22 protein-coding genes are annotated in these 24,424 nt (G+C 70.3%); 10 read left to right on the forward strand and 12 right to left on the reverse strand.

Features of this window, described 5'->3' with window-relative positions; translation table 11 throughout:
• Positions 1–134: 134 nt before the first annotated feature.
• The 3 genes from K4B79_RS13230 to K4B79_RS13240 form a co-directional block, all read right to left on the reverse strand.
• Positions 135–332, reverse strand: a complete 198-nt coding sequence (locus K4B79_RS13230; RefSeq protein WP_067439348.1) for a YbdD/YjiX family protein — start codon at positions 330–332, stop codon at positions 135–137.
• Positions 307–2,442 (reverse strand): carbon starvation CstA family protein, encoded by a 2,136-nt coding sequence (locus K4B79_RS13235; RefSeq protein WP_232026717.1) that lies wholly within the window; start codon positions 2,440–2,442, stop codon positions 307–309. The genes K4B79_RS13230 and K4B79_RS13235 overlap by 26 nt, the downstream gene beginning before the upstream one ends.
• Positions 2,443–2,550: 108 nt before the next feature.
• A complete protein-coding gene (locus tag K4B79_RS13240; protein ID WP_232026718.1) occupies positions 2,551–3,315 on the reverse strand; it encodes a GntR family transcriptional regulator in 765 nt (254 codons plus the stop codon).
• Positions 3,316–3,621: 306 nt separating this feature from the next.
• Here K4B79_RS13240 and K4B79_RS13245 point away from each other — a divergent pair, with 306 nt between their 5' ends.
• The 4 genes from K4B79_RS13245 (at position 3,622) to K4B79_RS13260 (ending at position 8,425) form a co-directional block, all read left to right on the forward strand.
• Complete coding sequence (locus K4B79_RS13245) at positions 3,622–4,908, forward strand: extracellular solute-binding protein (protein ID WP_232026719.1); 1,287 nt, start codon at positions 3,622–3,624, stop codon at positions 4,906–4,908.
• Between the two features lie 146 nt (positions 4,909–5,054).
• On the forward strand, positions 5,055–6,038 hold the full coding sequence (locus K4B79_RS13250) for a carbohydrate ABC transporter permease (protein WP_232026720.1): 984 nt from the start codon (positions 5,055–5,057) through the stop codon (positions 6,036–6,038).
• Positions 6,035–6,916, forward strand: a complete 882-nt coding sequence (locus tag K4B79_RS13255) for a carbohydrate ABC transporter permease (RefSeq protein WP_232026721.1) — start codon at positions 6,035–6,037, stop codon at positions 6,914–6,916. The genes K4B79_RS13250 and K4B79_RS13255 overlap by 4 nt, the downstream gene beginning before the upstream one ends.
• 9 nt (positions 6,917–6,925) lie before the next feature.
• Positions 6,926–8,425, forward strand: a complete 1,500-nt coding sequence (locus tag K4B79_RS13260) for a glycoside hydrolase family 3 protein (protein WP_232026722.1) — start codon at positions 6,926–6,928, stop codon at positions 8,423–8,425.
• 272 nt (positions 8,426–8,697) lie between these two features.
• Here the strand turns inward: K4B79_RS13260 and nagB are convergent, their stop codons facing one another.
• Positions 8,698–9,483: a glucosamine-6-phosphate deaminase gene (gene nagB, locus K4B79_RS13265; RefSeq protein ID WP_232026723.1), complete on the reverse strand. Its 786-nt coding sequence runs from the start codon at positions 9,481–9,483 to the stop codon at positions 8,698–8,700.
• Positions 9,484–9,652: 169 nt separating this feature from the next.
• The gene (locus tag K4B79_RS13270; protein ID WP_232026724.1) at positions 9,653–10,405 is read right to left on the reverse strand and encodes an SDR family oxidoreductase; all 753 of its coding nucleotides are present in this window, start codon (positions 10,403–10,405) and stop codon (positions 9,653–9,655) included.
• A 97-nt stretch (positions 10,406–10,502) separates the two neighbouring features.
• Here K4B79_RS13270 and K4B79_RS13275 point away from each other — a divergent pair, with 97 nt between their 5' ends.
• The gene (locus tag K4B79_RS13275; RefSeq protein ID WP_232026725.1) at positions 10,503–11,135 is read left to right on the forward strand and encodes a TetR/AcrR family transcriptional regulator; all 633 of its coding nucleotides are present in this window, start codon (positions 10,503–10,505) and stop codon (positions 11,133–11,135) included.
• 408 nt (positions 11,136–11,543) lie between these two features.
• On the forward strand, positions 11,544–13,010 hold the full coding sequence (locus K4B79_RS13280) for a sensor histidine kinase (protein WP_232026933.1): 1,467 nt from the start codon (positions 11,544–11,546) through the stop codon (positions 13,008–13,010).
• A gap of 170 nt (positions 13,011–13,180) precedes the next feature.
• On the opposite strand, the gene K4B79_RS13285 is transcribed toward K4B79_RS13280, so the two are convergent.
• Entirely contained in the window at positions 13,181–13,438 is a 258-nt protein-coding gene (locus tag K4B79_RS13285) for a WhiB family transcriptional regulator (protein ID WP_006142322.1), read from the reverse strand.
• Positions 13,439–13,757: 319 nt separating this feature from the next.
• Positions 13,758–14,726: a diacylglycerol/lipid kinase family protein gene (locus K4B79_RS13290; protein WP_232026726.1), complete on the reverse strand. Its 969-nt coding sequence runs from the start codon at positions 14,724–14,726 to the stop codon at positions 13,758–13,760.
• A gap of 170 nt (positions 14,727–14,896) precedes the next feature.
• On the opposite strand from K4B79_RS13290, the gene K4B79_RS13295 reads away from it, so the two are divergent.
• Positions 14,897–15,346 (forward strand): hypothetical protein, encoded by a 450-nt coding sequence (locus K4B79_RS13295; protein WP_232026727.1) that lies wholly within the window; start codon positions 14,897–14,899, stop codon positions 15,344–15,346.
• Between the two features lie 32 nt (positions 15,347–15,378).
• Here the strand turns inward: K4B79_RS13295 and K4B79_RS13300 are convergent, their stop codons facing one another.
• The 3 genes from K4B79_RS13300 to K4B79_RS13310 form a co-directional block, all read right to left on the reverse strand.
• Entirely contained in the window at positions 15,379–16,482 is a 1,104-nt protein-coding gene (locus tag K4B79_RS13300) for an RNA polymerase sigma factor SigF (protein WP_232026728.1), read from the reverse strand.
• Positions 16,483–16,499: 17 nt separating this feature from the next.
• Complete coding sequence (locus K4B79_RS13305) at positions 16,500–16,913, reverse strand: anti-sigma regulatory factor (protein WP_004925829.1); 414 nt, start codon at positions 16,911–16,913, stop codon at positions 16,500–16,502.
• A 285-nt stretch (positions 16,914–17,198) separates the two neighbouring features.
• Complete coding sequence (locus K4B79_RS13310) at positions 17,199–17,459, reverse strand: UBP-type zinc finger domain-containing protein (protein WP_232026729.1); 261 nt, start codon at positions 17,457–17,459, stop codon at positions 17,199–17,201.
• An 84-nt stretch (positions 17,460–17,543) separates the two neighbouring features.
• On the opposite strand from K4B79_RS13310, the gene K4B79_RS13315 reads away from it, so the two are divergent.
• Positions 17,544–19,142, forward strand: a complete 1,599-nt coding sequence (locus tag K4B79_RS13315) for a Na+/H+ antiporter (RefSeq protein ID WP_232026730.1) — start codon at positions 17,544–17,546, stop codon at positions 19,140–19,142.
• A 9-nt stretch (positions 19,143–19,151) separates the two neighbouring features.
• On the opposite strand, the gene K4B79_RS13320 is transcribed toward K4B79_RS13315, so the two are convergent.
• Positions 19,152–20,045 carry a 1-aminocyclopropane-1-carboxylate deaminase/D-cysteine desulfhydrase gene (locus tag K4B79_RS13320; RefSeq protein ID WP_232026731.1) on the reverse strand — a complete coding sequence of 298 codons (894 nt, stop codon included), beginning with the start codon at positions 20,043–20,045 and terminating at the stop codon, positions 19,152–19,154.
• A gap of 815 nt (positions 20,046–20,860) precedes the next feature.
• Positions 20,861–21,451 carry an N-acetylmuramoyl-L-alanine amidase gene (locus tag K4B79_RS13325; RefSeq protein WP_232026732.1) on the reverse strand — a complete coding sequence of 197 codons (591 nt, stop codon included), beginning with the start codon at positions 21,449–21,451 and terminating at the stop codon, positions 20,861–20,863.
• A 301-nt stretch (positions 21,452–21,752) separates the two neighbouring features.
• On the opposite strand from K4B79_RS13325, the gene K4B79_RS13330 reads away from it, so the two are divergent.
• Complete coding sequence (locus K4B79_RS13330) at positions 21,753–23,159, forward strand: family 2B encapsulin nanocompartment shell protein (RefSeq protein ID WP_232026733.1); 1,407 nt, start codon at positions 21,753–21,755, stop codon at positions 23,157–23,159.
• Positions 23,160–23,287: 128 nt separating this feature from the next.
• Positions 23,288–24,367 (forward strand): family 2 encapsulin nanocompartment cargo protein polyprenyl transferase, encoded by a 1,080-nt coding sequence (locus K4B79_RS13335; protein WP_232026734.1) that lies wholly within the window; start codon positions 23,288–23,290, stop codon positions 24,365–24,367.
• Positions 24,368–24,424: the final 57 nt, after the last annotated feature.

Here is a 24,424-nt window from a genome sequence, read left to right on the forward strand (position 1 = left end):
CCCCTCACGATCACCTGTGATCACCTGTGTAATGCGCAGGCAATCTAGGCGACGGTGTCGGGAGAGCGGAAGACCTCGTCCGCATATCGGTATGTGTCGGTTCCGTGTGGGACACGGATGCCCGAGGGCGCGCCTCAGCAGCAGCGGAAGCCCTGCCGGGGATCGGCCTCCTGCCGGTCGGTCCGCATCCGCTCGAACGCCCGCCGGGTCGGCACCGGAGCCTGCGGATGGTCCTTGCGGACATGGGCGACATAGCGGTCGTACGCCGACTCGTCGGTCAGCTCGCGCACGTACCAGCGCACGGTCCTAAGGGCCCGCCGCAGTGACCGCATCGCGCGCCTCCTCCTTCTCCTTCTCGGTCGGGAACAGTCCGGCCGGGGCGACGATCCTCGACTCGACGTACGGCGTCTCGCTGAGCGTGGACAGGGCGGGGCGGCGGACGTGCCGGACGCAGACGCGGGCCGCGTCCACGATGACGACGACGATCAGCAGGGCGAGGACCGCCGAGAGGACGCCGTCCACCGTGGAGTTGGTGACCACCGTGTGCATGTCGTCCATGGTCTTGGCGGGCGGCAGCACCTCGCCCCGGTCGATCGCGTCCTGGAAGACCGAACGCTGCTTGAAGAAGCCGACCTTGGGGTCACTGGAGAACACCTTCTGCCAGCTGGCCGTCAGGGTCACGGTCGCGTCCCAGGCGAGCGGAACACCGGTGATCCAGGCCCACTTCAGGCGCCCGGACTTCACCAGCAGGGTGGTGCAGACGGCCAGGGCGACCGCCGCGAGCAGCTGGTTGGAGATGCCGAAGATCGGGAACAACTGGTTGATCCCGCCCAGGGGTTCGTGGACGCCCACCCACAGGAAGTACCCCCACAGGGCGCAGACCGCCGCGCTGGTGACGACCAGTCCTGGCTTCCAACTGACGTTCCGGAAGGGCCGGTAGACGTTGCCCAGCATGTCCTGGAGCATGAACCGGCCCACGCGGGTGCCGGCGTCCAGGGCGGTCAGGATGAACAGCGCCTCGAACATGATCGCGAAGTGATACCAGAAGGCCTTGAGGCTGCCGCCCGTGACCTCGGAGAAGATCTCCGAGACGCCGACCGCGAGGGTGGGCGCGCCGCCGGTGCGGGAGAGCAGGGTCGCCTCCTCGACGTTCTTCGCCGCCTGGGCGAGTTCGCCGGGGGTGATGGAGTAGCCCCACCCGGTCACCACCTGCGAGGCGCTCTCGACCGTCGTGCCGATCGCGCCGGCCGGGGCGTTCATCGCGAAGTACAGGCCGGGGTCGATGATGCTCGCCGCGACCAGGGCCATCACGGCGACGGACGACTCCATCAGCATGGAGCCGTAGCCGATCATCCGGACCTGCGTCTCCTTCTGGATCATCTTCGGCGTCGTACCGGAGGAGATCAGGGAGTGGAAGCCGGACAGCGCGCCGCAGGCGATGGTGATGAAGACGAACGGGAAGAGCGAGCCCGCGAAGACCGGGCCGTCGCCGCGGGAGGCGAAGTCCGTGACCGGGTCCATCTTCAACGTCGGCAGGGCGATGACGACACCGAGGGCGAGCAGGAAGATCGTGCCGATCTTCATGAAGGTGGAGAGGTAGTCGCGGGGCGCCAGCAGCATCCACACCGGCAGGATCGAGGCGATGAAGCCGTACGCCACCAGCCAGATGACCAGGGTGGAGGGCGCGAGCGTGAAGGTGTCGGCCCATGAGGACTCGGCCACCCAGCGGCCCGAGACCAGGGCGAGCAGCAGCAGTGCCACGCCGATCAGCGAGACCTCGGTGACCCGGCCGGGGCGCAGGACGCGCAGGTAGAAGCCCATCAGCAGGGCGATCGGGATCGTCATCGCGATGGAGAAGGTGCCCCACGGCGAGGCCGCGAGCGCGTTGACGATGACCAGGGCCAGCACACCCAGCAGGATGATCATGATGGCGAAGGCGGCCAGCAGGGCCGCCGCTCCGCCGAACGGGCCGATCTCCTCGCGGGCCATCTGCCCCAGCGACCGGCCGTCCCGGCGCGTGGAGAAGAACAGCACCACCATGTCCTGGACCGCGCCCGCGAAGATGACGCCGACGATGATCCAGATCGTGCCCGGCAGATAGCCCATCTGCGCGGCCAGCACCGGCCCGACCAGCGGTCCGGCACCGGCGATCGCGGCGAAGTGGTGGCCGAGCAGCACGCGCCGGTCGGTGGGGTGGAAGTCGATGCCGTTGTCGAGGCGTTCGGCCGGGGTGGCCCGGGTCGCGTCGACCTTCAGCACCTTGTGGGCGATGAACTTCGAGTAGAAGCGGTAGCCGATCGCGTACGAGCCGAGGGCGGCCGCGACCATCCAGGCGGCCGAGACCTCCTCGCCCCTCGACAGCGCGAGTACGGACCAGCCGGCGGCGCCGATCAGGGCGACGAGGCTCCAGACGACGATGGTTCGGACGTTCGCGGTACGCACAGGGCGGTCCTCCCGTCCATACGGAGACGGGAGGACCGTAGAGCAGGAAGAGCGGTTTGCCTACACCGCGTGCACTAGAGCCTGTCGTGTGGACGACAACGACCGGCCCTAGTCGACCGGTCGTTTCAGACGGGCGACGAACTTGTACCTGTCCCCCCGGTACACCGACCGCACCCACTCCACCGGCTGGCCCTCGCGGTCCAGGGAGTGGCGGGAGAGCATCAGCATCGGCAGGCCCACGTCGGTGCCGAGGAGGCCGGCCTCGCGGGGAGTGGCCAGGGAGGTCTCGATGGTCTCCTCGGCCTCGGCGAGGTGGACGTCGTAGACCTCGGCCAACGCCGTGTAGAGGGACGTGTACTTGACCAGCGACCTGCGCAGGGCGGGGAAGCGCTTGGCGGAGAGGTGGGTGGTCTCGATGGCCATGGGCTCGCCGTTGGCCATGCGCAGGCGCTCGATGCGCAGCACCCGCCCGCCGGCCGTGATGTCGAGGAGCTCGGCGAGCCGGTCGTCGGCGGTGACGTAGCCGATGTCCAGCAGCTGCGAGGTGGGTTCGAGACCCTGGGCGCGCATGTCCTCGGTGTACGAGGTGAGTTGCAGTGCCTGCGAGACCTTGGGCTTGGCGACGAAGGTGCCCTTGCCCTGGATGCGCTCCAGGCGTCCTTCGACCACCAGCTCCTGAAGGGCCTGGCGCACGGTGGTGCGCGAGGTGTCGAACTCGGCGGCGAGCGTGCGCTCGGGCGGTACCGGCGTGCCCGGGGACTGGGTCTCCGTCATGTCGAGCAGGTGCTTCTTCAGGCGGTAGTACTTGGGCACGCGCGCGGTACGGACACTCGCCCCACCCTCGTTCTCCGCACTGCTGACCTCGGTGCTCATGCTCTGCCTTCCCGGCTCCGGACGCGGGTCACGTCGTGATCCCTTCTGTATACCGTCGCCACCACTTCTGGTCTAGTCCACAGAGGTAAGTGGTCTAGCGGACGAGAGTACTCCGGCGACACGGTTTTCGCTGGCTTCTTACTTAAAGGTCCCTGCATATGTAGGTCGCATAACAGCTGGTCAGAGCGGTTCCAGCCCTCTTGACAGTGGTATTGGCCTGGTCCAAGCTCCGGGTACTGGTCTACACCATTGGTCCAGGTCCCGGCTCCATGGGCGGGGGGTGTGGGCATCCCTGAGGAGGGTGGCGTGAAGCGCAAGCTGGCAGCCGCGATCGGTATCGCGGGCATGATGGTCTCCATCGCGGCGTGCGGGGGCGACGGTGGCGACGGCGGCTCGGACAAGAGCGGTGCGGACGCCAAGGAGCTGACGGTCTGGCTCACGGTCGACGCGCAGAACAACTGGCCGGAGCTGGTCAAGGCCGCCGACGCGGCGGTGACCAAGAAGCACCCCGGCATCAAGATCAACCACGAGTACTACGGCTGGCCCGACAAGAACGCCAAGCTCGACGCCGTCCTGGCCACCGACAAGGCCCCCGACGTGGTCGAGATGGGCAACACCGAGATGCTCGGCTACATGGTCAAGGGTGCCTTCGCGCCCCTGGACGCCGGGCAGTTCGACAACTCCGCCGCCTGGCTGGACGGCCTGAAGGCCTCCGTCACCTACGAGGGCAAGACCTACGGCGTCCCCTACTACGCCGGCGGCCGCGTGGCCAACTGGCGCAAGGACGTCTTCTCCTCCGTGGGCGTCAAGTCCGCCCCGAAGACCTACGCCGAGCTGACCTCCGCCCTGGACAAGGTCCAGAAGAAGGAGGGCGACAAGTTCAGCGCCTGGTACCAGCCCACCCGTGACTGGTACGCGGCCATGTCCTTCGTCTACGACGCCGGCGGCTCCATCGCCGTCGAGTCCGGCGGCCAGTGGAAGGGCAACCTCTCCTCGCCGGAGTCGATCAAGGGCCTGAAGGAGTTCCAGAAGGTCGTCGACACGTACATGCACGGCGACAAGACCAAGGACGAGTCCGACCGGTACATCGTCTACGGCCAGGGCAAGTCCGGCATGATCTTCGCCCCCGCCTGGGAGGGCGCGACCGCCGCGGCCAAGGAGAACGACAAGACCGGCAAGCTCGAAGGCAACGTAGAGAACTTCGTGATGCCCGGCCCGTCCGGCAAGAACCTGCCCGTCTTCCTCGGCGGCTCCGACCTCGCCGTCCCGGTGAAGTCCGACGCGCAGGCCGTCGCCGCCGAGTGGATCAACGCCTTCACCGGTTCCGCCGGCCAGAAGGGCCTGATCGCCAAGGGCAACCTGCCCAACAACAAGACCGACCTCGCCACGCTCAAGAACGACCCGGCGACGGCGGTCCCGGCCACCGCGGCCGAGTCCAACTGGTTCGTGCCCATGGCGCCCGGCTGGGGCCAGGTCGAGAAGGCCCAGGTCCTGCAGACCATGCTGCAGTCCATCGGCACCGGCAAGAAGTCCGTCGAGGCCGCCGCGAAGGACGCGGACGCCGCGATCGACAAGGTCATCAACACGAAGTGACGTGAGAGCGGGGTCCCGCCGGGAGCGGGGCCCTGCTTCTCGTACGGACTGCCACGTACGAATCGCCTCGTACTGGCTGCCTCGTACGGCCTGCCGCGTGCGGGTCTGCTTGCGTACGACCCGAGGGACCGCTGAGGAGCGCACGGATGAGTGCCGACACGACCACCCCCGCCAAGGTGCCGCCGCCGCGGCAGGCACCCCCACCACCCCTGTTGGACGCGCCTCCCGGGAAGCGGCCGTCGAGCGGCGCCGGCACGCCCTGGCTGCTGCTCGCCCCCTGCCTGGGCATCCTGGCGCTCGTCCTCGGCTATCCGCTGGTCCGCCTGGTCACCCTGTCCTTCCAGGAGTTCGGACAGTCCCAGCTGTGGGGCTTCAAGCAGGCCGAGTCGGTCGGCTTCGACAACTTCACCAAGGTGCTCGGCGACAGCGAGTTCTGGGCGGTCGTCGTCCGGACGATCGTCTTCGCGGCCGGCTGCGTCATCTTCACGATGGTCGCCGGCATGCTGATCGCGCTGCTGCTCCAGCGGGTCTCCGGCTGGGTGAAGATCCTGGTCAACATCGCGCTCGTGGCCAGCTGGGGCATGCCCATCATCGTCGCCACGACCGTCTTCAAATGGCTGTTCGACGCGGACTACGGCATCCTCAACGCGCTGCTCAGCAAGCTGCCCGGCGTGGAGATGATCGGCCACAACTGGTTCGCGAGCGGACCGCAGGGCCTGGCCGTGATCATGCTCCTGGTGGTCTGGGGAGCCGTGCCCTTCGTGGTCATCACCCTCAGCGCCGGCCTCACCCAGGTCCCCAAGGAGATGGAGGAGGCGGCCCGGCTGGACGGCGCGGGCGCCTGGGGCGTCTTCCGGTACGTCACCCTGCCCATCCTCAAGCCGATCATCGTGATGCTCACGACCCTGTCGGTCATCTGGGACATGGGCGTCTTCCCCCAGGTCTTCGTGATGCGCAACGGCCACCCGGAGGCCGAGTTCCAGCTCCTGACCACCTACTCCTACGACCGTGCCTTCGTCGTCAACGACTACGCGCAGGGCTCGGCGATCGCCCTGCTCACCGTGGTGCTGCTGCTCGGGGTGGTCGCCGTGTACATGCGGCAGATGCTGAAGATCGGAGACGTCGAATGAGCACGATCGCCACGAGTGGCCGGAGCGGCGGGAAGATCGCGGCGAGTGGCCGGGGCCGCCGGAAGTCCGGGCGGCTCGGCTGGAACCTCCTCGGCCTCCTCGTCTTCGTCACCGCCGGCTTCCCCGTCTACTGGATGCTGAACACGGCGTTCAAGCCGGCCGCGGACGCCATCGACCCGGATCCGAGCCTGCTGCCCACCGCCCTGACCCTGTCCAACTTCGGCCGGGCACTGGACATCGCGGACTTCTGGGGCCCGGTCGGCCGCAGTCTGATCGTGTCCCTCGCGGTCGTCGTGATCGGCATGGCGGTGGGCCTGCTGGCCGCGCTCGCCATCTCCCGGTTCGCCTTCCGCGGCCGCAAGATCGTGATCGTGGGCATCCTGGCCGTCCAGATGGTCCCGCTGGTCGCCATGATCATCCCGGTCTTCCTGCTCCTCAACGACCTGGGCCAGTACGACCGGCTGACCGGCCTGATCATCACCTACCTGACCTTCATCCTCCCCTTCACGGTGTGGACCCTGCGCGGCTTCATCGTCAACATCCCCAAGGAGCTGGAGGAGGCGGCGATGGTCGACGGCTGCTCCCGCACCGGCGCCTTCGTCCGGGTCGTCTTCCCCCTGCTCGCCCCGGGCATGGTCGCCACCTCGGTCTACGGCTTCATCCAGGCCTGGAACGAGTACCTCTACGCCCTCATGCTGCTCAGCCAGAAGAACCAGACCGCGACCGTGTGGCTCGGCAACTTCACCACCAAGCACGGCACCGAATACGCCCCGATGATGGCCGGATCCACCATGATGGCCGTGCCGATCGTGGTCCTCTTCCTCCTCGTCCAGCGCAAGATGGCCGCGGGCCTCACCGCGGGCGCCGTGAAGGGATAACGCCCCCCGATGACGACTTTCGCCAGCGGTACCGACACCCTGACCCGCGACGCGCTCACCGTGCTCCAGCCCGGCTTCCCCGGAACCACCGCCCCCGACTGGCTGCTGCGGCGCCTCGGCGAGGGCCTCGCCTCGGTCGGCCTGTTCGGCCGGAACATCGCCTCGCCCGAACAACTGGCCTCCCTCACCGCCCAGCTGCGCGCCGAACGCGAGGACGTCCTGGTCGCCATCGACGAGGAGGGCGGCGACGTGACGCGCCTGGAGGTGCGCACGGGCTCCAGCTTCCCCGGCAACAACGCGCTCGGCGCCGTGGACGACGTGGCGCTCACCCGCGAGGTGGCCGCGGAACTCGGCCGCCGCCTCGCGGCCTGCGGGGTCAACCTCAACTGGGCCCCGTCGGCGGACGTGAACTCCAACCCGTCCAACCCGGTCATCGGCGTCCGCTCCTTCGGCGCCGACCCCGACCTGGTCGCCCGGCACACCGCCGCCTACGTCACCGGCCTCCAGTCGGCCGGGGTCGCCGCCTGCACCAAGCACTTCCCCGGTCACGGCGACACCGCGGTCGACTCCCACCACGCCCTGCCGCGCATCGACGCCCGGGCCGCCGTCCTCGCGGCACGCGAACTCACCCCGTTCCGCGCGGCGATCGACACGGGCACCCGCGCCCTGATGACCGCCCACATCCTGGTCCCCGCCCTGGACCCGGACCACCCGGCCACGCTGTCCCGCCGCATCCTCACCGAACTGCTCCGCGGCGAACTCGGCTACGACGGCCTCATCGTCACCGACGGCATGGAGATGCAGGCCATCGCCGGCACCTACGGCATCGAACGCGGCAGCGTCCTCGCCCTCGCGGCCGGCGCCGACGCCATCTGCGTGGGCGGCGGCCTGGCGGACGACGAGACGGTACGCCGCCTGCGCGACGCCCTGGTCCTGGCCGTACGCTCCGGCGAACTCCCCGAATCCCGCCTGGCCGACGCGGCGGAACGCGTCCGCGCCCTGGCCCGCTGGACGAGGACCGCCGCCACCACCGAGACCGGCAGTCACGCGGGCGACGACGTCGGCCTGCGCGCGGCCCGCCGCGCCCTCGGCGTCACCGACGGCTCCACCGGCGCGGGTTCCTTCACCCCCCTCACCGAAGCCCCCTACGTCGTCGCCCTCACCCCGGTCGCCAACATCGCCGTCGGCGACGAGACACCCTGGGGCGTCGCCGCCGAACTGGCCCGTCTCCTGCCCGGCACCGAGACCGGCAGCTACGCGGGCGACGATGCGGGAACCGCGGCCCTCGCGGCGGCGGGCCCGCGCCGGATCGTGGCCGTCGTCCGCGACGAACACCGCCACCCCTGGATGGCCGCGGCCCTCGACACCCTCCTCGCGGCCCGTCCCGACACGGTCATCGTCGAGATGGGCCTGCCCCAGGCCACCCCCCGCGGTGCCCTCCACATCGCCACGCACGGCGCGGCTCGGGTGTGCGGACGCGCGGCGGCGGAGGTCATCGTCGGCCGGTGACGCACACACCGACGGCGCCGGCCCCTCCCCGCGGACCGGCGCCGTCGGCGTGTCCGGGAGCGAAGTGGCCGCAGCCACAGCCGGGACCGCAGCCGGGCCGGTATCGGCCAGGGCCGGTACTGGTTCCGCAGTGTCGTGCCGTCCACAGCGCCGGCCCGGTGGACCGCGCGCTCCTGCCCCGCCTGGAGACGTCGCGCCTGCTCGACGAGGAGCCCGTCGACGTTCGTGGTGGCGCTGTTGCGCCGACGCAGCAGGATGACGACGAGACGGAACTAGATTCCCTGCCAGTCCGGCTTGTTGGCGAAGGTATGGCGGAAGTAGTCCGCCAGCTTCAGCTTGGACGCGGCGGCCTCGTCCACCACGACCGTGGCGTGCGGGTGGAGCTGGAGTGCCGAGGCCGGGCACACCGCGGCGACCGGCCCCTCGACGGTCGCGGCGACCGCGTCGGCCTTGCCCTCGCCGGTCGCGAGGAGGACCAGGTGCCGCGCCTCCAGGATCGTGCCGATGCCCTGGGTGATGACGTGGTGGGGCACCTGCTCGATGTCACCGTCGAAGAAGCGCGCGTTGTCGATCCGGGTCTGCTCGGTCAGGGTCTTGATCCGGGTCCGTGAGGCCAGCGAGGAACACGGTTCGTTGAACCCGATGTGTCCGTCGGTCCCGATCCCCAGCAGCTGGAGATCGACCCCACCGGCCTCGGCCAGCGCCCTGTCGTATGCCTGGGACGCCCCCCGCACGTCCTCGGCCGTGCCGTCGGGACCGAGGAAGGCGTCCATCCCGACCCCGAGCGGCTCCAGCACTTCGCGTCGCAGCACCGAACGGTAGGACTCCGGATGGTCGGCGGGCAGCCCCACATATTCGTCGAGCTGCGCGATCCGCGCCCGCGAGACGTCCACGGCACCGGAACGGACCTTCGACGCCAGCGCTTCGTAGACGGGCAGCGGTGTCGAGCCGGTCGCCACGCCGAGCAGGGCGTCGGGCTTGCGCCGGAGCAGCTGCGCCATGGCCTCGGCGATCAGCTCGCCGCCCGACCTGGCATCCGGAACGATGACAACTTCCACGCTGGGCCTGCCGTTCTCAAGGGGCTGCACGGTGTATGTGGTTTAGACCAATCCAGCCTCCAATCTAACAGAACCGTGCCCTGCCTCCCAGGTCTGCCGGGTGTCCCGCAGATGACCGAAAAGCCTCGGCGCGCACGCCGCTCGCCCCGGGCATCGCGCGCCCCGGTCCCTAGGTCAGCGAACCTCCGGTCACATCCACCCAGCTACCGGTTATCCACCGGCCTCCATCCGACGCCAGGAACGCCACCACGTCGGCCACGTCGGCCGTGTCCCCCACTCCGCCCAGCGCGGACAGCGACGCGATCTCCTCCCACGCGTCCTCGCTCGCGTGCAGCAGGTCATGGGTGTTGTCGGTGTATATGACGCCCGGCGCCACCGAGTTCACGGTGATCCTCCGCGAGCCCAGCACCTTGGACAGGTCACGGGAGAGGACGTCCAGCGCGCCCTTGGTCATGGCGTACGCCATGTTGTTCGGCATCGCGGCGGTCCGGGCCAGCCCCGAGGAGACGTTGATGACCCGGCCGCCGTCGCGCAGCCGTGTCATGCCGTGCTTGACCAGGAAGAACGGTGCCTTCACATTCACCGCGAAGACCGCGTCGTACTCCTTCTCGTCGATCTCCTCGATGGGCCGGGTGTTTCCGATCCCCGCGTTGTTCACCAGGATGTCCAGTCCGTCCGCGTGCCGGTCGAACTCCGCCCAGAGGGCCTCGGCGTCGCCCGGCAGCCCCAGTTCCACCCCGATCGTGAAGGCCGAGCCGCCCGCCGCCTCGATGGCGGCCACCGTCTCCTTCGCCGCCGTCTCGTTCCTGCCGTAGTGCACCCCGACCCGGGCGCCGTCCTGCCCGAGCCGCTCGGCGATCCCTCGCCCGATGCCCCTGCTCGCTCCCGTGACCAGAGCCGTCCTGCCCGCAAGCACGCCCATGTCGGCGCCCCCTTCGCATTTACCTAGTGGTCGCTACAGAAAAGACCGTACAGCAGGCCGCGGACATTTCTCTAGCACCCGCTATACAATTCACTCCATGGTGAGCAGCGAGGGTACGAAGGCGCAGGTCGGAACCGCACCCAAGCCCCGTGGCCGACCGCGCTCCTTCGATCGCGCCACGGCGCTGGAGAAGGCCCTCCTCGCCTTCTGGGAGCACGGCTACGAGGCCACGTCCGTCTCGGACCTCACCCGCGTCATGGACATCGGCGCCCCGAGCCTCTACGCGGCCTTCGGCGACAAGCGCTCACTGTTCGAGGAGGTCGTCCGGGAGTACGGCGTGAAGTACGGCTCCTTCGGTGACCGCGCCCTCGCCGAGGAGCCCACCGCCCGCGCCGCCGTCGAACGCACGCTGCGCGAGGCGGCCGCCGAGTACACCGACCCGGCGCACCCCTACGGCTGTCTCGTCGTCCACGCGGCCACCAACTGCTCGACGCCCGAGGTCGAACAGTCCCTGCGGGAGCGGCGCAACGCCAACATCGCCGCGTTCGAGAGCCGTATCAGGGCCGACATCGCCGCCGGTGAACTGCCGGCCGGTACCGACGCCGCCGCCCTCGCCCGGCATGTCGGGGCCATGATCCAGGGCATGTCCCAGCAGGCGCGCGACGGCGCGAGCCGTACGGATCTGGAGGCGCTCGTGGAAATTGCCATGGCCATCTGGCCCCGCACATGAACCCACACGCGTTAGGCTGCGTGAAGGATGCTAGGGCGTCCTAATAGGTGGAGCGCGACGGGGAAAGTCCCAACAACAAACAGCCTCCAACGCATGGACACACCCCAGTGGTCTAGTCCACAATCGTCAAGAGAACTGAAAACGCACAGACTTCCGTCCTCCCCGCACAGGAGGACGGACGAGGAGCCGGAGCTCTCTGCCCTGACTGCGCCGGATCCTCATCCTCGGCCGACCGGGACCGCACACCCCGCGGCCGATGTTGCTCCGGGCTGCGGTGCCGGGAGGGCTGAGGGTCCCTCCCAGGCGCCGCGGCCCGCGGGTGCTTTCGGCACAGTTCTCAGGGCGCCCGCGGGCCCCGTGTTTTAGGACGTCCACATACCCCCAGGTACGCTCGCACACGTGCCCTCCATGAACGAACTGGTCCGCCAGCACACCGCCCTCGACGACTCCGACCTCGAGTGGCTCCATCTGCTGGTCTCGGAGTGGCAGCTGCTCTCCGACCTCTCCTTCGCCGACCTCGTCCTGTGGGTCCCCACCCGCGACGGCACCCGCTATGTCTCCGTCGCCCAGATGCGGCCCAACACCGGCCCCACCTCCTACCAGGACGACATGGTCGGCCACCTGGTCCCGCGCGGCCGCCGCCCCATGCTGGACGCCGCGCTCGACGAGGGCCGGATCGTGCGCGAGGGCGACCCGGAGTGGCGCGAGGAGGTCCCGGTCCGCATCGAGTCGATCCCGGTACGACGGGAGGGACGCGTCCTCGGTGTCATCGCGCGCAACACCAACCTCCTGACCGTGCGCACCCCCAGCCGCCTGGAGCTCACCTACCTCCAGAGCGCCTCGGACCTCGCGCAGATGATCGCGGCCGGCGCCTTCCCGTTCGCGAACCAGCAGGTCGACATGGACGCCTCGCCCCGCGTCGGCGACGGCCTGATCCGCCTCGACGCGGACGGTCTCGTCCAGTACGCCTCCCCGAACGCGCTGTCCGCCTACCACCGCCTCGGCCTCGCCGCCGACCTCGTCGGCCACCACCTCGGCATGACCACCGCCGAACTCGCCCCGACCCACGGGCCGGTGGACGAGGCGCTCGCCAAGGTCGCCAGCGGCTGGGCGCCGCGCGAGTTCGAGATCGAGTCCGGCGACGGAGTCATCCAGTTCAGGGCCATTCCGCTCAAGCCCAAGGGCACGCGCATCGGTTCGCTGGTCCTGCTGCGTGACGTCACCGAACTGCGCCGCCGCGAGCGCGAGTTGATCACCAAGGACGCGACCATCCGGGAGATCCACCACCGCGTGAAGAACAACCTCCAGACGGTGGCGGCCCTCCTGAGGCTCCAGGCCCGGCGCATCGAGTCCGATCGCGGCCGCGAAGCCCTGGAGGAGGCGGTACGACGGGTCGGTTCGATCGCGATCGTGCACGAGACGCTCTCCCAGAACCTGGACGAGCGCGTCGAGTTCGACGAGATCGCCGACCGTGTGCTGGCGATGGTCGCCGAGATCTCCCCGGGCAAGGTCACCGGCCGGCGCACCGGCCGCTTCGGCATCCTGGACGCCGAGGTCGCCACCCCGCTGTCGATGGTGCTGACCGAGATCCTGCAGAACGCCCTCGAACACGGCTTCCGCGAGGGCGAGACCGGCACCGTCGAGGTCTCCGCGGTCCGCGGCGGCACCACCAAGGAGGCCCGCCTCCTGGTCACCGTCCAGGACAACGGCGTCGGCCTGCCGGAGGGCTTCGACCCGCACACCGCGGGCAACCTCGGCCTCCAGATCGTACGGACGCTGGTGGAGGGCGAGTTGGGTGGCACCTTCGACATGGTCCCGGCACCGGAGCGGGGGACCCGGGTGATCCTGGACATTCCCGTGCGCGCACAGAAATAGTGCGCGCACAGAAACAGCAAAGAGCCCCAGCCCGTTCAGGGGGCTGGGGCTCCATATGCTCGTTGCCGGCATTCGCCGCGCATCGGGGGTACTGCGCGCTGCGGCTCGGGGGCGGGAGAAGCGTACGCGGTGTACGCGCCGCCAAGCTCAGGCTTGGTGGGGTGGGTGTGTCAGGCGGAGGCCTGACGGGCCCGGTTGCGGGCGGCACGGCGCTTCATGGCGCGACGCTCGTCCTCGCTGAGACCACCCCAGACGCCGGAGTCCTGACCGGACTCGAGCGCCCACTGCAGACACTGATCCATAACGGGGCAGCGACGGCAGACGGCCTTGGCTTCCTCGATCTGCAGCAGCGCAGGACCGGTGTTGCCGATGGGGAAGAAGAGCTCGGGGTCTTCCTCGCGGCAAACGGCGTTGTGACGCCAGTCCATGGCTGCTACCTCTCCTTGGTATTACATGCACGTTGCTTGTGAATGTGAACGCTTTCACGAATCCCTCAACAAGTGAAGGGCCGAACGCCGGACGCGCCAGCGTGGTCCTGTGAGTGAAGAGGGGTTCCGGTGATCTTGTGGGGGCCGGTGTTGCGGGCCGCCCCGATCGCCACGTAGAGACTCGCAAACCTCAGCGGCGGATACAACCCCTTCTGGAAAGTTTTTTTTGATTCCTCGGTGTCGACTAGGTCACAGCCGTACTTCCATGGGGTGGATCCTGGCCTAAACGTTCGAGTGAAAGGACTTTAGCCCCTTCTGCTCACACAATCACACGCAGTGCACGGCGTACGCCTGTGAACGTCACGCTGGTACGCAGCCCGAGGTGGTCGCCGTCCATCTGGAGGGGGAGCGGCACCTTCGAATGCAAGGTGAACCGGTCCAGGTCGTGCAGGGAGACCGCGTGCTTGCCATGGGGGCCGCGCTCGGGGGACGAAGTGAGCAACTGGGTGCCATACCGGGCAACCGCGGTCGTCGTCATACGGCTGAGACCGAGTACGTCGAGGCCTTTATCGAACGAGGCCTTAGGCGACGCGTACATCGGGTGATTGCCGAGGAAGGTCCATGGAGAGGTGTTCGAGACTATGGAAAGGACCAGATCGGTCACCGGCTCCACGTCCGGTCGCTCCAGCGTGATCGTCCCGTGCCGGCGGTGCGCCTCCCCGAAGAACTGGCGCAGCGCCTGGCGGACGTAGAGGGCATGGGTGGATTTCCTGCCGCGCTCGCGCTGCTGCTCCACGCGTCCGACCACGCCGGCGTCGAAGCCGAGTCCCGCGTTGAAGGTGAACCAGCGCGCCGGTACGGCCTCGTCCTCCGTGCCCGGGGTGCCCGAGGCCAGACCCAGTCCGACCGTCCGTTCGCTGCCCTGGCGCAGGGCGTCCAGCAGGGCGCCGGTGGCCTCCACGGCGTCGTTGGGCAGGCCGAGGGCGCGGGCGAAGACGTTGGTGGAGCCGCCGGGGACCACGGCGAGGCCGGGCAGTCGCTCCGGGGCGGGGCCCGCGTGCAGGAGGCCGTTGACGACCTCGTTGACGGTGCCGTCGCCGCCGAGGGCGACGACCAGATCGATGTCCGTGCTCTCCGCCGCCTGCCGACCCAGGTCGCGCGCGTGGCCGCGGTACTCGGTGGTGACCGCCTCGAGTTTCATCTCGCTCGCGAGCGCGTGGATCAATACATCGCGCGTACGTGCGCTTGTGGTGGTTGCCGCCGGATTGACCACGAGAAGTGCACGCATGAGTTGCAGGGTACCTACTGGGTGGTACCGGGCACAGGCCGAGGTAGGGATCACGTAAGACTTCCCTGCGTGAACCTCGACACGGAGGTGTCGGTCAACCTCACGGTGCACAGCCGCGTCACCGGTGCCTGGCCGAGGGGGCGTCCCCCGGTGAGGGCTACGCTGCTGGGGTGAGCAGCGAGCAGACTCCCACCACTGCCGAATCCGCCGGTCCGCGCCCGCGGCGCCTGACGTACGCCGCCGCGCTGGCCGCGTGCGAAGGGCTCGCGCTGGTCGTCGGGGGCGCCTGGATGCTCGTGGAGGGCTTCACGGGGGAGCCGGACGACCGGCGGTCCGCCGTCACCGCGGGTGTCACCCTGATCGTGCTCGCGCTGCTGCCGCTGCTCGCCGCGCGCGGACTGCTGGGCCGGCGCAGCTGGAGCCGGGGGCCGGCCGTCATCACTCAGATCATGGCGCTGCCGGTGGCCTACAACCTGCTGCAGGCCGACAGCATCGCGATTCCGGCCGGGATCGCGCTCGCTGCGGTCGCGATCGCCTCCCTGGTCCTGCTGGTCAACCCGGCGACGACCGAGGCCCTGGGGATCCGAGGGCCCGGTCGTCCGCAGGAACCGAACCGGTAGTCCCGTACCGGGGGAGTGGCCCGCGGGTCGGGCTACTCCTCCACCAGCAGCTTCTCGCGGAGCTGGGCCAGGGTGCGGGCCAGCAGGCGCGAGACGTGCATCTGCGAGATCCCGACCTCCTGCGCGATCTGCGACTGGGTCATGTTGCCGAAGAAGCGCAGCAGCAGGATCCGCTTCTCGCGCGGGGGCAGGTCCTCCAGGAGCGGCTTGAGCGACTCGCGGTACTCGACGCCCTCCAGCGCCTCGTCCTCCGCGCCGAGGGTGTCGGCGACCGCGGGGGACTCGTCGTCGGTGTCGGGGACGTCCAGGGACAGCGTGGAGTACGCGTTGGCGGACTCCAGGCCCTCCAGGACCTCCTCCTCCGAGATGGCCAGCTTCTCGGCCAGTTCGTGCACCGTGGGCGAGCGGCCGTGCTGCTGGGACAGCTCGGCGGTGGCCGTGGTCAGGGCCAGGCGCAGCTCCTGGAGGCGCCGCGGTACCCGCACCGCCCAGCCCTTGTCGCGGAAGTGCCGCTTGATCTCACCGACGACCGTCGGGGTCGCGTATGTGGAGAACTCCACGCCGCGGTCCGGATCGAAGCGGTCGACCGACTTGATCAGGCCGATGGTGGCGACCTGGGTGAGGTCGTCCAGCGGCTCGCCGCGGTTGCGGAAGCGGCGCGCGAGGTGCTCCACGAGCGGCAGGTGCATCCGGACCAGCTGGTTGCGCAGCTCCGCGTACTCCGGGCTGCCCTCCTTCAGGGCGCGCAGCTCGACGAACTTGGCGCGCGCACCGCTGCGGTCCTGAGGGTCGTGCCGCGTGACCTGCACACGCTGCGCGCCCGTCGCGTCGTCCTCGGAGTTTCGCTCGTGCTCGCTCATCGTCCCGCCCGTAGCCCTTCCCCGAGCCCTCGCCTCGGCTCGGACAGGGGTGACCCCGATCCGTCCGTCCAGAGGAGTGCTCTGCACGGCACCTTCCCGTTCTCGCTGCCCGCCGTCCGGGAAGTCCGCCGCCGTGGTGCCGGCGTCGTCCTCCGGATGCGGCCGGGCCTGCTCGGGGATGCCGTCGATGCCGTCCGCCATGCGTCGGGACGTGCTCGGACCGCCCGTGCCTTCGGCGGCCGGCAGCTCCCGTGTGCCGCGCTCTTCGTCCCGCACCGGCCCGTCCCCGTTCCTCACGCCGGCCCGGGTCCCGCGCCGCGCTGTTTGTAGAGGCTGATCGAAACGGTCTTGTCCTCGTCGACGGCCGACGAGACCTTGCCCGCGAGGGCCGACAGCACGGTCCAGGCGAAGGTGTCGCGTGACGGAGCGTGACCGTCCGTGGTCGGCGCGGAGACGGTGACCTCCAGCGAATCGTCGACGAGGCGGAACACGCAGCTGAGCACGGAGCCCGGCACGGCCTGCTGAAGCAGGATCGCGCAGGCCTCGTCCACCGCGATGCGCAGATCCTCGATCTCGTCGAGGGTGAAGTCCAAACGGGCCGCGAGGCCGGCCGTGGCCGTACGCAGCACCGACAGGTAGGCACCCGCAGCCGGCAGCCGGACTTCCACGAAGTCCTGGGTCGCGGGCTCGCCTGCGATCTGGGACACCCTCACCTCCAAGGTGGTACAAGCTTTTCGGGGCCGAGGGTCGCCCCCCGGGGTAACGCGATACGTGGTTCAGCGGTGACGCTACCGCGCTCCGAACTTTCCTGTCCCCGGGACCCCAACCCCTTGCTGTCACTCATAGTAAACACACGGATACGCTCCGTGGCTAGGGGGTCTGCGGGCCCAATTGGGAAGAGCGCGCGCCGGGTTGACGTACCCAGGCGTCGGGCGGTCGAACCGTCCGGATCCGTGGTCGTCTCCGGGCCTACAGGGTCACACAGAACGAGCTCATACGAGGACGTGGTCGACGAAACACCAGCGCCACGCCTCGCCCGGCTCGAAGGTCCGCATGATTTCGTGGCCCGAGTCCTTGTAGTGCTCCGTGGCGTGGCGCCCCGGAGAGGAGTCGCAGCAGCCGACGTGGCCACAGGTGAGACACAGCCGCAGTTGTACCGGGTGCTGTCCGTCCGCCAGACACTCCAGACAGGTCTCGCTGAGCGGTTCCGGTTCCGGGTGCGGCAGCGCGTCGGCGTGCGTGCACTGTTTCATGATTGCCAGATTACGACGGGTGTGCGGACGGCGCGGACAAAAGACCGTGGGCGTGCGACGAGGAACGAGGGCGGGCGAGGACCAATGGACGTGATGCCACTGCTGTTGCTGGTGGCGGGCAGCGCGGTGATCGCCGCGGCCGCGCGGCGGACACCCGTGCCCGCGCCGCTGCTGCTGGTCACGGCGGGACTCGTGATCAGCTACATCCCCGGTGTCCCCGACTACACCCTCGACCCCCATGTGGTGCTGCCGCTGCTCCTGCCGCCGCTGCTGTACACGGCCGCGACCGACAGTTCGTACCTCGACCTGCGCGCGCAACTGCGGCCGGTGGCGCTGCTGTCCGTCGGGTACGTCCTCTTCGCGACCCTCGCCGTCGGCTGGGCCGCCTACCTGATCGTGCCGGACCTGCCCCTGACCGCGGCGCTGGTACTGGGCGCGGTGGTGGCGCCGCCGGACGCGGTCGCGGCGACGGCGGTCGCCCGCCGGGTGGGGCTGCCCTCCCGGATCACCACGATCCTCCAGGGCGAGTCCCTGGTGAACGACGCCACGGCGATCACCGCCTACCGGGTCGCCGTGGCGGCGGCCGTCGGCGAGGGCGCCACCTGGGCGGGCGGGATCGGGGAATTCCTGCTCGCGGCGGTCGGGGGCATCGGGTTCGGGCTGGTGCTGATGGTGCCGCTGCACTGGCTGCGCACCCACCTCAAGGAGGCGCTGCTGCAGAACACGCTCTCCCTGCTCATCCCGTTCGTCGCGTACGCGGCCGCCGAGCAGGTGCACGCCTCCGGTGTCCTCGCGGTCGTCACCGTCGCGCTCTACCTCGGACACCGCGCGTGGGAGGTCGACTTCGCGACCCGCCTCCAGGAGGAGGCCGTGTGGAAGATGGTCGCCTTCGTCCTGGAGTCCGCGGTGTTCGCGCTGATCGGACTGCAACTCCCGGTGATCCTCAAGGGCCTCGGCGAGTACGAGGGAGGCCGTGCCGCCCTGTACGCGGTCGCCGTCTTCCTGGTGGTGGTCGTCTCCCGGTTCGCGTGGGTGTACCCGGCGACCTATCTGCCGCGTCTGCTGTCGGCGCGGATCAGGGAGCGCGAGGAGGATCCGGGCTGGAAGGCCCCGTTCGTCATCGCCTGGGCCGGGATGCGGGGTGTGGTCTCCCTGGCCATCGCCTTCTCCATCCCGCTGACCACGCACGGCGAAGGAGCCTTTCCCGAGCGCAATCTCATCCTGTTCCTGACCTTCACCACGGTCATCGGGACGCTGGTCCTCCAGGGCCTGACCCTGCCCCCGCTGATCCGCTTCCTGAAGCTCCCGGGCCGCGACGCGCAGGCCGAGACGCTCGCCGAGGCCAACGCCCAGGCCCAGGCCTCCCGGGCCGCCGAACGCCGCCTGGACGACCTCCTCTCCGACGAGCGCAACGTCCTGCCGCCGCCGCTGGCCGACCGCCTGCGCACCGTCCTGGAGCGCCGCCGCAACGCCGTCTGGGAGCGCCTCGGGCAGGTCAACCCCCTCACCGGCGAGACCGTCGACGACACCTACCGCCGGCTGTCCCGCGAGATGATCAGCGCCGAGCGCAGTGTCTTCGTCAAGCTCCGCGACGGGCGCTACATCGACGACGAGATGCTGCGCACCCTGCTGCGCAGGCTGGACCTGGAGGAGGCGGCGGCCTACCGGGAGGCGACCCAGTAGGCGCGCGGCTCAGGGGAAGGGGCGGCCCGTGACGACGGCCGCGACCGTCGTCCCGCGCGCGAAGGCGCCCTCGTGCGCCAGGGCGACAAGTCCGTACAGCAACTTGGCGACATAGAGCCGCTCGACGGGCAGGTCGTGGCGGCTCTCGAAGTCGCGCGCGAAGGCGTCGAGTTCGGGTGGGGTACGGCCGTAACCCCCGAAGTGGAAGCGCTCGTCCAGGGACCAGGTGCCGCGGGGGCCGCCGAAGGCGTGCTCCTGGAGGGCGCGTATCCCCGTGGTCAGGAAGCCGCCCTTGAGGACGGGGACGCCCAGGGCTCGCTGGTCGGGGGCGAGTCCGGCGGCCAGGCCCGCGAGGGTGCCGCCGGTGCCGCAGGCGATCGCCACGACGTCCGCCCGACCGGCCAGTTCCTCGCCGAGCGCGCGGCATCCCCGTACGGCCGGCACGTTGCTGCCGCCCTCCGGCACGACGTACGCGTCCTCGGCGTGCGCCGCGCGCAACAGGGCGGCCAGGGTCTGCGGCTCGGTCTTGCGGCGATACGTCGATCTGTCGACGAAGTGCAGTCGCATGCCGTCGGCCGTGCACCGGGCGAGGGAGGGGTTCAGGGGGCGGTCGGCCAGTTCGTCGCCCCGGACGACCCCGACCGTGTGCAGGCCCAGGAGGCGGCCCGCGGCGGCCGTGGCGCGCAGGTGGTTGGAGTACGCGCCGCCGAACGTGACGACGGTACGGCCGGCCGCCGCGGCGAGGTTCGGCGCGAGCTTGCGCCACTTGTTGCCGACGAGTTCCGGGTGGATCAGGTCGTCCCGCTTGAGCAGAAGCCGGACGCCCTGCCCCTCGAAGCGGGAATCCGACAGCTCCTGCAAAGGGGAGGGCAGTCGCGGCCGCAGGACGTCGAGGCTGGTCACGGCTCCATTGTCCCCGCCGACAGCGACCCCATGCGGCACGCCCCCACACCCGACCCCTGCCCTCAGGGCACCCGGTCCCCCCGGCGGGTGCCCTGAGGGCAGGGGCGCGGCCGGGGTCTTGGGGCGTTTGCCCCGCGCAGGCGCTCACCCTGTGTGCCGCGCGGCGGGTGCTCTTCGTGCCGGGCTTGTGCCGTGGCCTGACGGCGGGGGCGCGGCCGGGGTCTTGGGCGTTTGCCCCGCGCAGGCGCTCACCCTGTGTGCCGCGCGGCGGGTGCTCTTCGTGCCGGGCTCGCGCCGTGGCCTGGCGGCAGGGGCGCAGCTGGGGCCCTGGGCGGTTGCCCGAACACCGGCGTCCCCCGGCGTGCCCGGCGGACGGGTTCTTCCCACAGGCACAATCCATGACGGGAGGGCCCGCGTCGTGTGCCCCGACGGCAGGCTCGCAGCCGGGGCCGCGCGGTACGTGCCGGCACGCCGGAGCCGACGCCACCTGCCTCCACGGAGGGGGCCGCACGGCAGGCGCCCGCCCACCGGCGCCCACGCTGCCCGCCCCACAGGGGGGAAGTTCACGGCGGCTGCCCGCCCGCCGGGCCCTCGCCGGTGCGGCCCTCACGACCGGACCCCACGGCGGTTGCCCTCACAGCCGGGCAGCCGCCGACGCGCCTACGGCGGTCACCCGCGTGGCCCCGCCTCGCCGATGTGCCCACGGCGGTCACCCTCGCAGCCCGGCCGCCCCGGCCGATGCGCTCAGCCCGCCCCCCCCTCGCAGCCGGGCCCTCATGGCAGTTGCCCGCACGTCGAGTCCGTGCCTCGTGGGCTTACTTCAGGCGGTCGCGGACGCGCTCCCGCATGGAGGTCATGGTGAAGCCCCGTGGGTCCACCTTGCCCGGTTGCCACTCCAGGTGTCCGATGACCGACCGCTCCGACCACCCGTGGTGTCGGCACAGTGCCGCCGCGGCCTTCTCGATGGCCTCCAGCTGGACGGCGGGCCAGGGGTCCAGGCCGTCGCCGAGGTTCTCGCACTCGAAGCCGTAGAAGTGCCGGTTGCCGTCGGTGTTGGACTCGTTGTCGTGCGGCAGCGCCTTCTCGGCGATCACCGCGCGCAGGACGTCGTCGTCGCCGAGTCCGGCGTGGTTGGCGCGGCCGTGGCCGACGAGGTGGACCCTGCCGTCCTTGGTGATGACGCCGTGGCACAGCGGCCCCGGCAGGCTCGCGTAGCCGTCCCGGCAGAGCTCGACGGTGTACGCACTGCCCTTGGTCACCGTGTGATGGATCATCACGCCGTGCACCGGGCCCCACGGGCCCTTGTGGTTGCGGTTGTGATGTTCCCAGTCGCCGACCTCGACGACGGTGAGACCCTCCGCCCTCAGGACGGCCAGGAAGCTGCCCGCGGACATGGGTGAGGCCATGACCGCCTCCTTCGCGCTGCGCGCCGGCCGCCGTGCGCGGCCGCCTCGTACCGCTGCTTGTACCGGAACGGGACGATCCGGACTACTCGTTCGCACAGCGTGCGAGCCGATCCGGACAGGGCCGTTCCGTTCGGGACGCGTGTCGGGTTCGACGGAAATCGCTCACGTGCCCCAGTCGGTGGTGATCCAATCCCGCTCTTTCGTGTAATAGCACCGGCACGGTCCGTGCTGGAAGGCTTACCCGTGCACATCGATGCGCGGCGCACATCGGCGCCCCGCGCGACCGGGAGGGCAATTCTTTATGTCGGTAGGCGAAGAGGTCCGCAGCGAGCAGGAACGGCCGCAGCAGAGTCTCGGCACGGCGGCCGCGCGGAACCTGGCCACCACCACCAAGTCCGCACCTCAGATGCAGGAGATCAGCTCCCGCTGGCTGCTCCGCATGCTGCCCTGGGTGAACGTGCAGGGCGGTACGTACCGGGTCAACCGGCGACTGTCCTACGCCGTCGGGGACGGCCGGGTGACGTTCGTGAAGACCGGCGACCGCGTGGAGGTGATCCCCGCCGAGCTGTGCGAGCTGCCCGCGCTGCGGTCGTACGAGGACGAGGAGGTGCTCACCGAACTCGCCCGGCGCTGCGAGCAGCGTGAGTTCGGCCCCGGCGACGTGATCGCCGAGTTCGGCAGCCCGACCGACGAGGTCTTCCTGCTGGCGCACGGCAGGGTGGAGAAGCTCGGCACCGGCCCGTACGGGGAGGACGAGTCCCTCGGGGTCCTGGCCGACGGCGCCTACCTGGGCGACCGGGCGCTGCTGGACGCCGACGCCATCTGGGAGTACACGGCCCGCGCGATCACCGCGTGCACGGTCCTCGCGCTGCCCCGGAACTCCGTCGAGCAGGTCGCGGAGCGCACCGACACCCTGCGCGAGCACCTCCAGGAGCAGCGCTCCATCCCCTCGCAGCGCACCAACAAGTATGGCGAGAAGGAGATCGACCTCGCGGCGGGCCACGACGGCGAGCCGGACATCCCGCACACCTTCGTCGACTACGAGGCCAGGCCCCGCGAGTACGAGCTGAGCATCGCCCAGACCGTGCTGCGCATCCACTCCCGCGTGGCCGACCTCTACAACCAGCCGATGAACCAGACCGAGCAGCAGATCCGGCTGACGGTCGAGGCGCTGAAGGAGCGCCAGGAGCACGAACTCGTCAACAACCGCGAGTTCGGGCTGCTCAACAACTGCGAGTACGACCAGCGGATCCAGCCGCACGACGGCGTCCCCAGCCCCGACGACCTGGACGAACTGCTCAGCAGGCGGCGCGGCACCAAGCTGCTGCTCGCCCACCCGCGCGCGATCTCCGCGATCGGCCGCGAGCTCAACAAGCGCGGACTGGTCCCCGAGACCATCGAGATGGCCGGCAACCGGATCCCCACCTGGCGGGGCGTGCCGATCTACCCGTGCAACAAGATCCCGGTCACCGAGGCCCGTACGACCTCGATCATCGCGATGCGTACCGGCGAGGCCGAGCAGGGTGTCATCGGTCTTCAGCAGGCCGGTATCCCGGACGAGATCGAGCCGAGCCTGTCCGTGCGCTTCATGGGCATCAATGAGCAGGCGATCATCAAGTACCTGGTGACGGCCTACTACTCGGCGGCGGTGCTCGTGCCGGACGCGCTCGGCGTCCTGGAGAACGTCGAGATCGGCCGCTGGAGGTGACGTTTCCGCACCTGAAGGCCGTGTCCGCGCCCTTCGGGGCGGGTACACCCCGGTCGTACGCGCCCGGCCGCGGCGCGGGCCACCCCGGCGCGCGCGCAACCGACCGCGGACTCTCCGAGGGGGATCCCATGGCCGACTGCATGGGGGAGGCGAAGCAGCACTCCACCACCGGCGCGCCGGGGCCCGAGGGGGACGAGGCCGCGGAGATCCTGGAGCGCACCCGGGCGTCGGTCGACCCCGAGCTGCGCTCCGCGATCGACTCGCTGCCCGGGCCCATGCGCCGGGTCGCGCGCTACCACTTCGGCTGGGAGCACGCGGACGGCACACCGGCCGCCGGCAACGCGGGCAAGGCCATCCGCCCCGCGCTCGTCCTCACCGCGGCCGCCGCGCTCGGCGGACCCGAGGCACGGGCGGCGGCGGTACGGGCGGCCGCGGCGGTGGAACTGGTCCACAACTTCACGTTGCTGCACGACGACGTGATGGACCGGGACGCCACCCGGCGGCACCGGCCGACCGCGTGGACCGTGTTCGGCGACGCCGACGCGATCCTCGCCGGGGACACGCTTCAGGCGCTGGCCCTCAGGCTGCTCGCCGAGGACCCGCATCCGGCGTCCGCGCAGGCCGCCGCCCGGCTCGCCGACTGTGTCGTCGAACTGTGCGCCGGGCAGCACGCGGACACGGCCATGGAACGGCTCGGACCGCGGGACGTCACCCTCGACGAGGTGCTCGCCATGGCCGAGGCCAAGACGGGTGCGCTGCTCGGATGCGCCTGTGCCCTGGGCGCGCTGTACGCGGACGCCGTACGGGAGGACGTCGAGGCGCTGGACGCGTTCGGCCGGGAGGCCGGGCTCGCCTTCCAGCTCATCGACGACGTGATCGGCATATGGGGCGACCCGCGCAGCACCGGCAAGCCGGCCGGCGCGGACCTCGCCGCCCGCAAGAAGTCGCTGCCGGTGGTCGCGGCGCTCGCCTCGGGCACCCCGGCGGCCGCGGAGCTGGCCGAGCTGTACGAGGCGCCGTACGCGGAGGAGGACCTGGAGCGGACCACGCTGGCCGTGGACCGGGCCGGGGGGCGGGAGTGGGCGCAGGGCCAGGCCGCCGACCGGATGGCCCGCGCGATGCACGAACTGTCCCGCGCGGTCTCCGACCCGGAGGCGGCGGGCGGTCTGCTCTCCCTTGCCGAGTTCGTGACACGGCGCAGCAGTTGAGCCGAGGCACCCGCCGAGGGGGGAGGGTGCCTCAGATCCCGGACGTCCCCGCCGCGC

It is taken from the genome of Streptomyces lincolnensis (genome assembly GCF_021173675.1).
Taxonomy (GTDB): Bacteria; Actinomycetota; Actinomycetes; order Streptomycetales; family Streptomycetaceae; genus Streptomyces; species Streptomyces lincolnensis_B.

Excerpts from the sequence above, each read along its gene's own strand:
- K4B79_RS13230 (WP_067439348.1), bottom strand. The coding sequence starts at position 332 with ATGCGGTCACTGCGGCGGGCCCTTAGGACCGTGCGCTGGTACGTGCGC.
- K4B79_RS13240 (WP_232026718.1), bottom strand. The coding sequence starts at position 3,315 with ATGAGCACCGAGGTCAGCAGTGCGGAGAACGAGGGTGGGGCGAGTGTC.
- K4B79_RS13250 (WP_232026720.1), top strand. The coding sequence starts at position 5,055 with ATGAGTGCCGACACGACCACCCCCGCCAAGGTGCCGCCGCCGCGGCAG.
- K4B79_RS13255 (WP_232026721.1), top strand. The coding sequence starts at position 6,035 with ATGAGCACGATCGCCACGAGTGGCCGGAGCGGCGGGAAGATCGCGGCG.
- K4B79_RS13260 (WP_232026722.1), top strand. The coding sequence starts at position 6,926 with ATGACGACTTTCGCCAGCGGTACCGACACCCTGACCCGCGACGCGCTC.
- K4B79_RS13270 (WP_232026724.1), bottom strand. The coding sequence starts at position 10,405 with ATGGGCGTGCTTGCGGGCAGGACGGCTCTGGTCACGGGAGCGAGCAGG.
- K4B79_RS13275 (WP_232026725.1), top strand. The coding sequence starts at position 10,503 with ATGGTGAGCAGCGAGGGTACGAAGGCGCAGGTCGGAACCGCACCCAAG.
- K4B79_RS13280 (WP_232026933.1), top strand. The coding sequence starts at position 11,544 with ATGAACGAACTGGTCCGCCAGCACACCGCCCTCGACGACTCCGACCTC.
- K4B79_RS13285 (WP_006142322.1), bottom strand. The coding sequence starts at position 13,438 with ATGGACTGGCGTCACAACGCCGTTTGCCGCGAGGAAGACCCCGAGCTC.
- K4B79_RS13290 (WP_232026726.1), bottom strand. The coding sequence starts at position 14,726 with ATGCGTGCACTTCTCGTGGTCAATCCGGCGGCAACCACCACAAGCGCA.
- K4B79_RS13310 (WP_232026729.1), bottom strand. The coding sequence starts at position 17,459 with ATGAAACAGTGCACGCACGCCGACGCGCTGCCGCACCCGGAACCGGAA.
- K4B79_RS13315 (WP_232026730.1), top strand. The coding sequence starts at position 17,544 with ATGGACGTGATGCCACTGCTGTTGCTGGTGGCGGGCAGCGCGGTGATC.
- K4B79_RS13325 (WP_232026732.1), bottom strand. The coding sequence starts at position 21,451 with ATGGCCTCACCCATGTCCGCGGGCAGCTTCCTGGCCGTCCTGAGGGCG.
- K4B79_RS13330 (WP_232026733.1), top strand. The coding sequence starts at position 21,753 with ATGTCGGTAGGCGAAGAGGTCCGCAGCGAGCAGGAACGGCCGCAGCAG.
- K4B79_RS13335 (WP_232026734.1), top strand. The coding sequence starts at position 23,288 with ATGGCCGACTGCATGGGGGAGGCGAAGCAGCACTCCACCACCGGCGCG.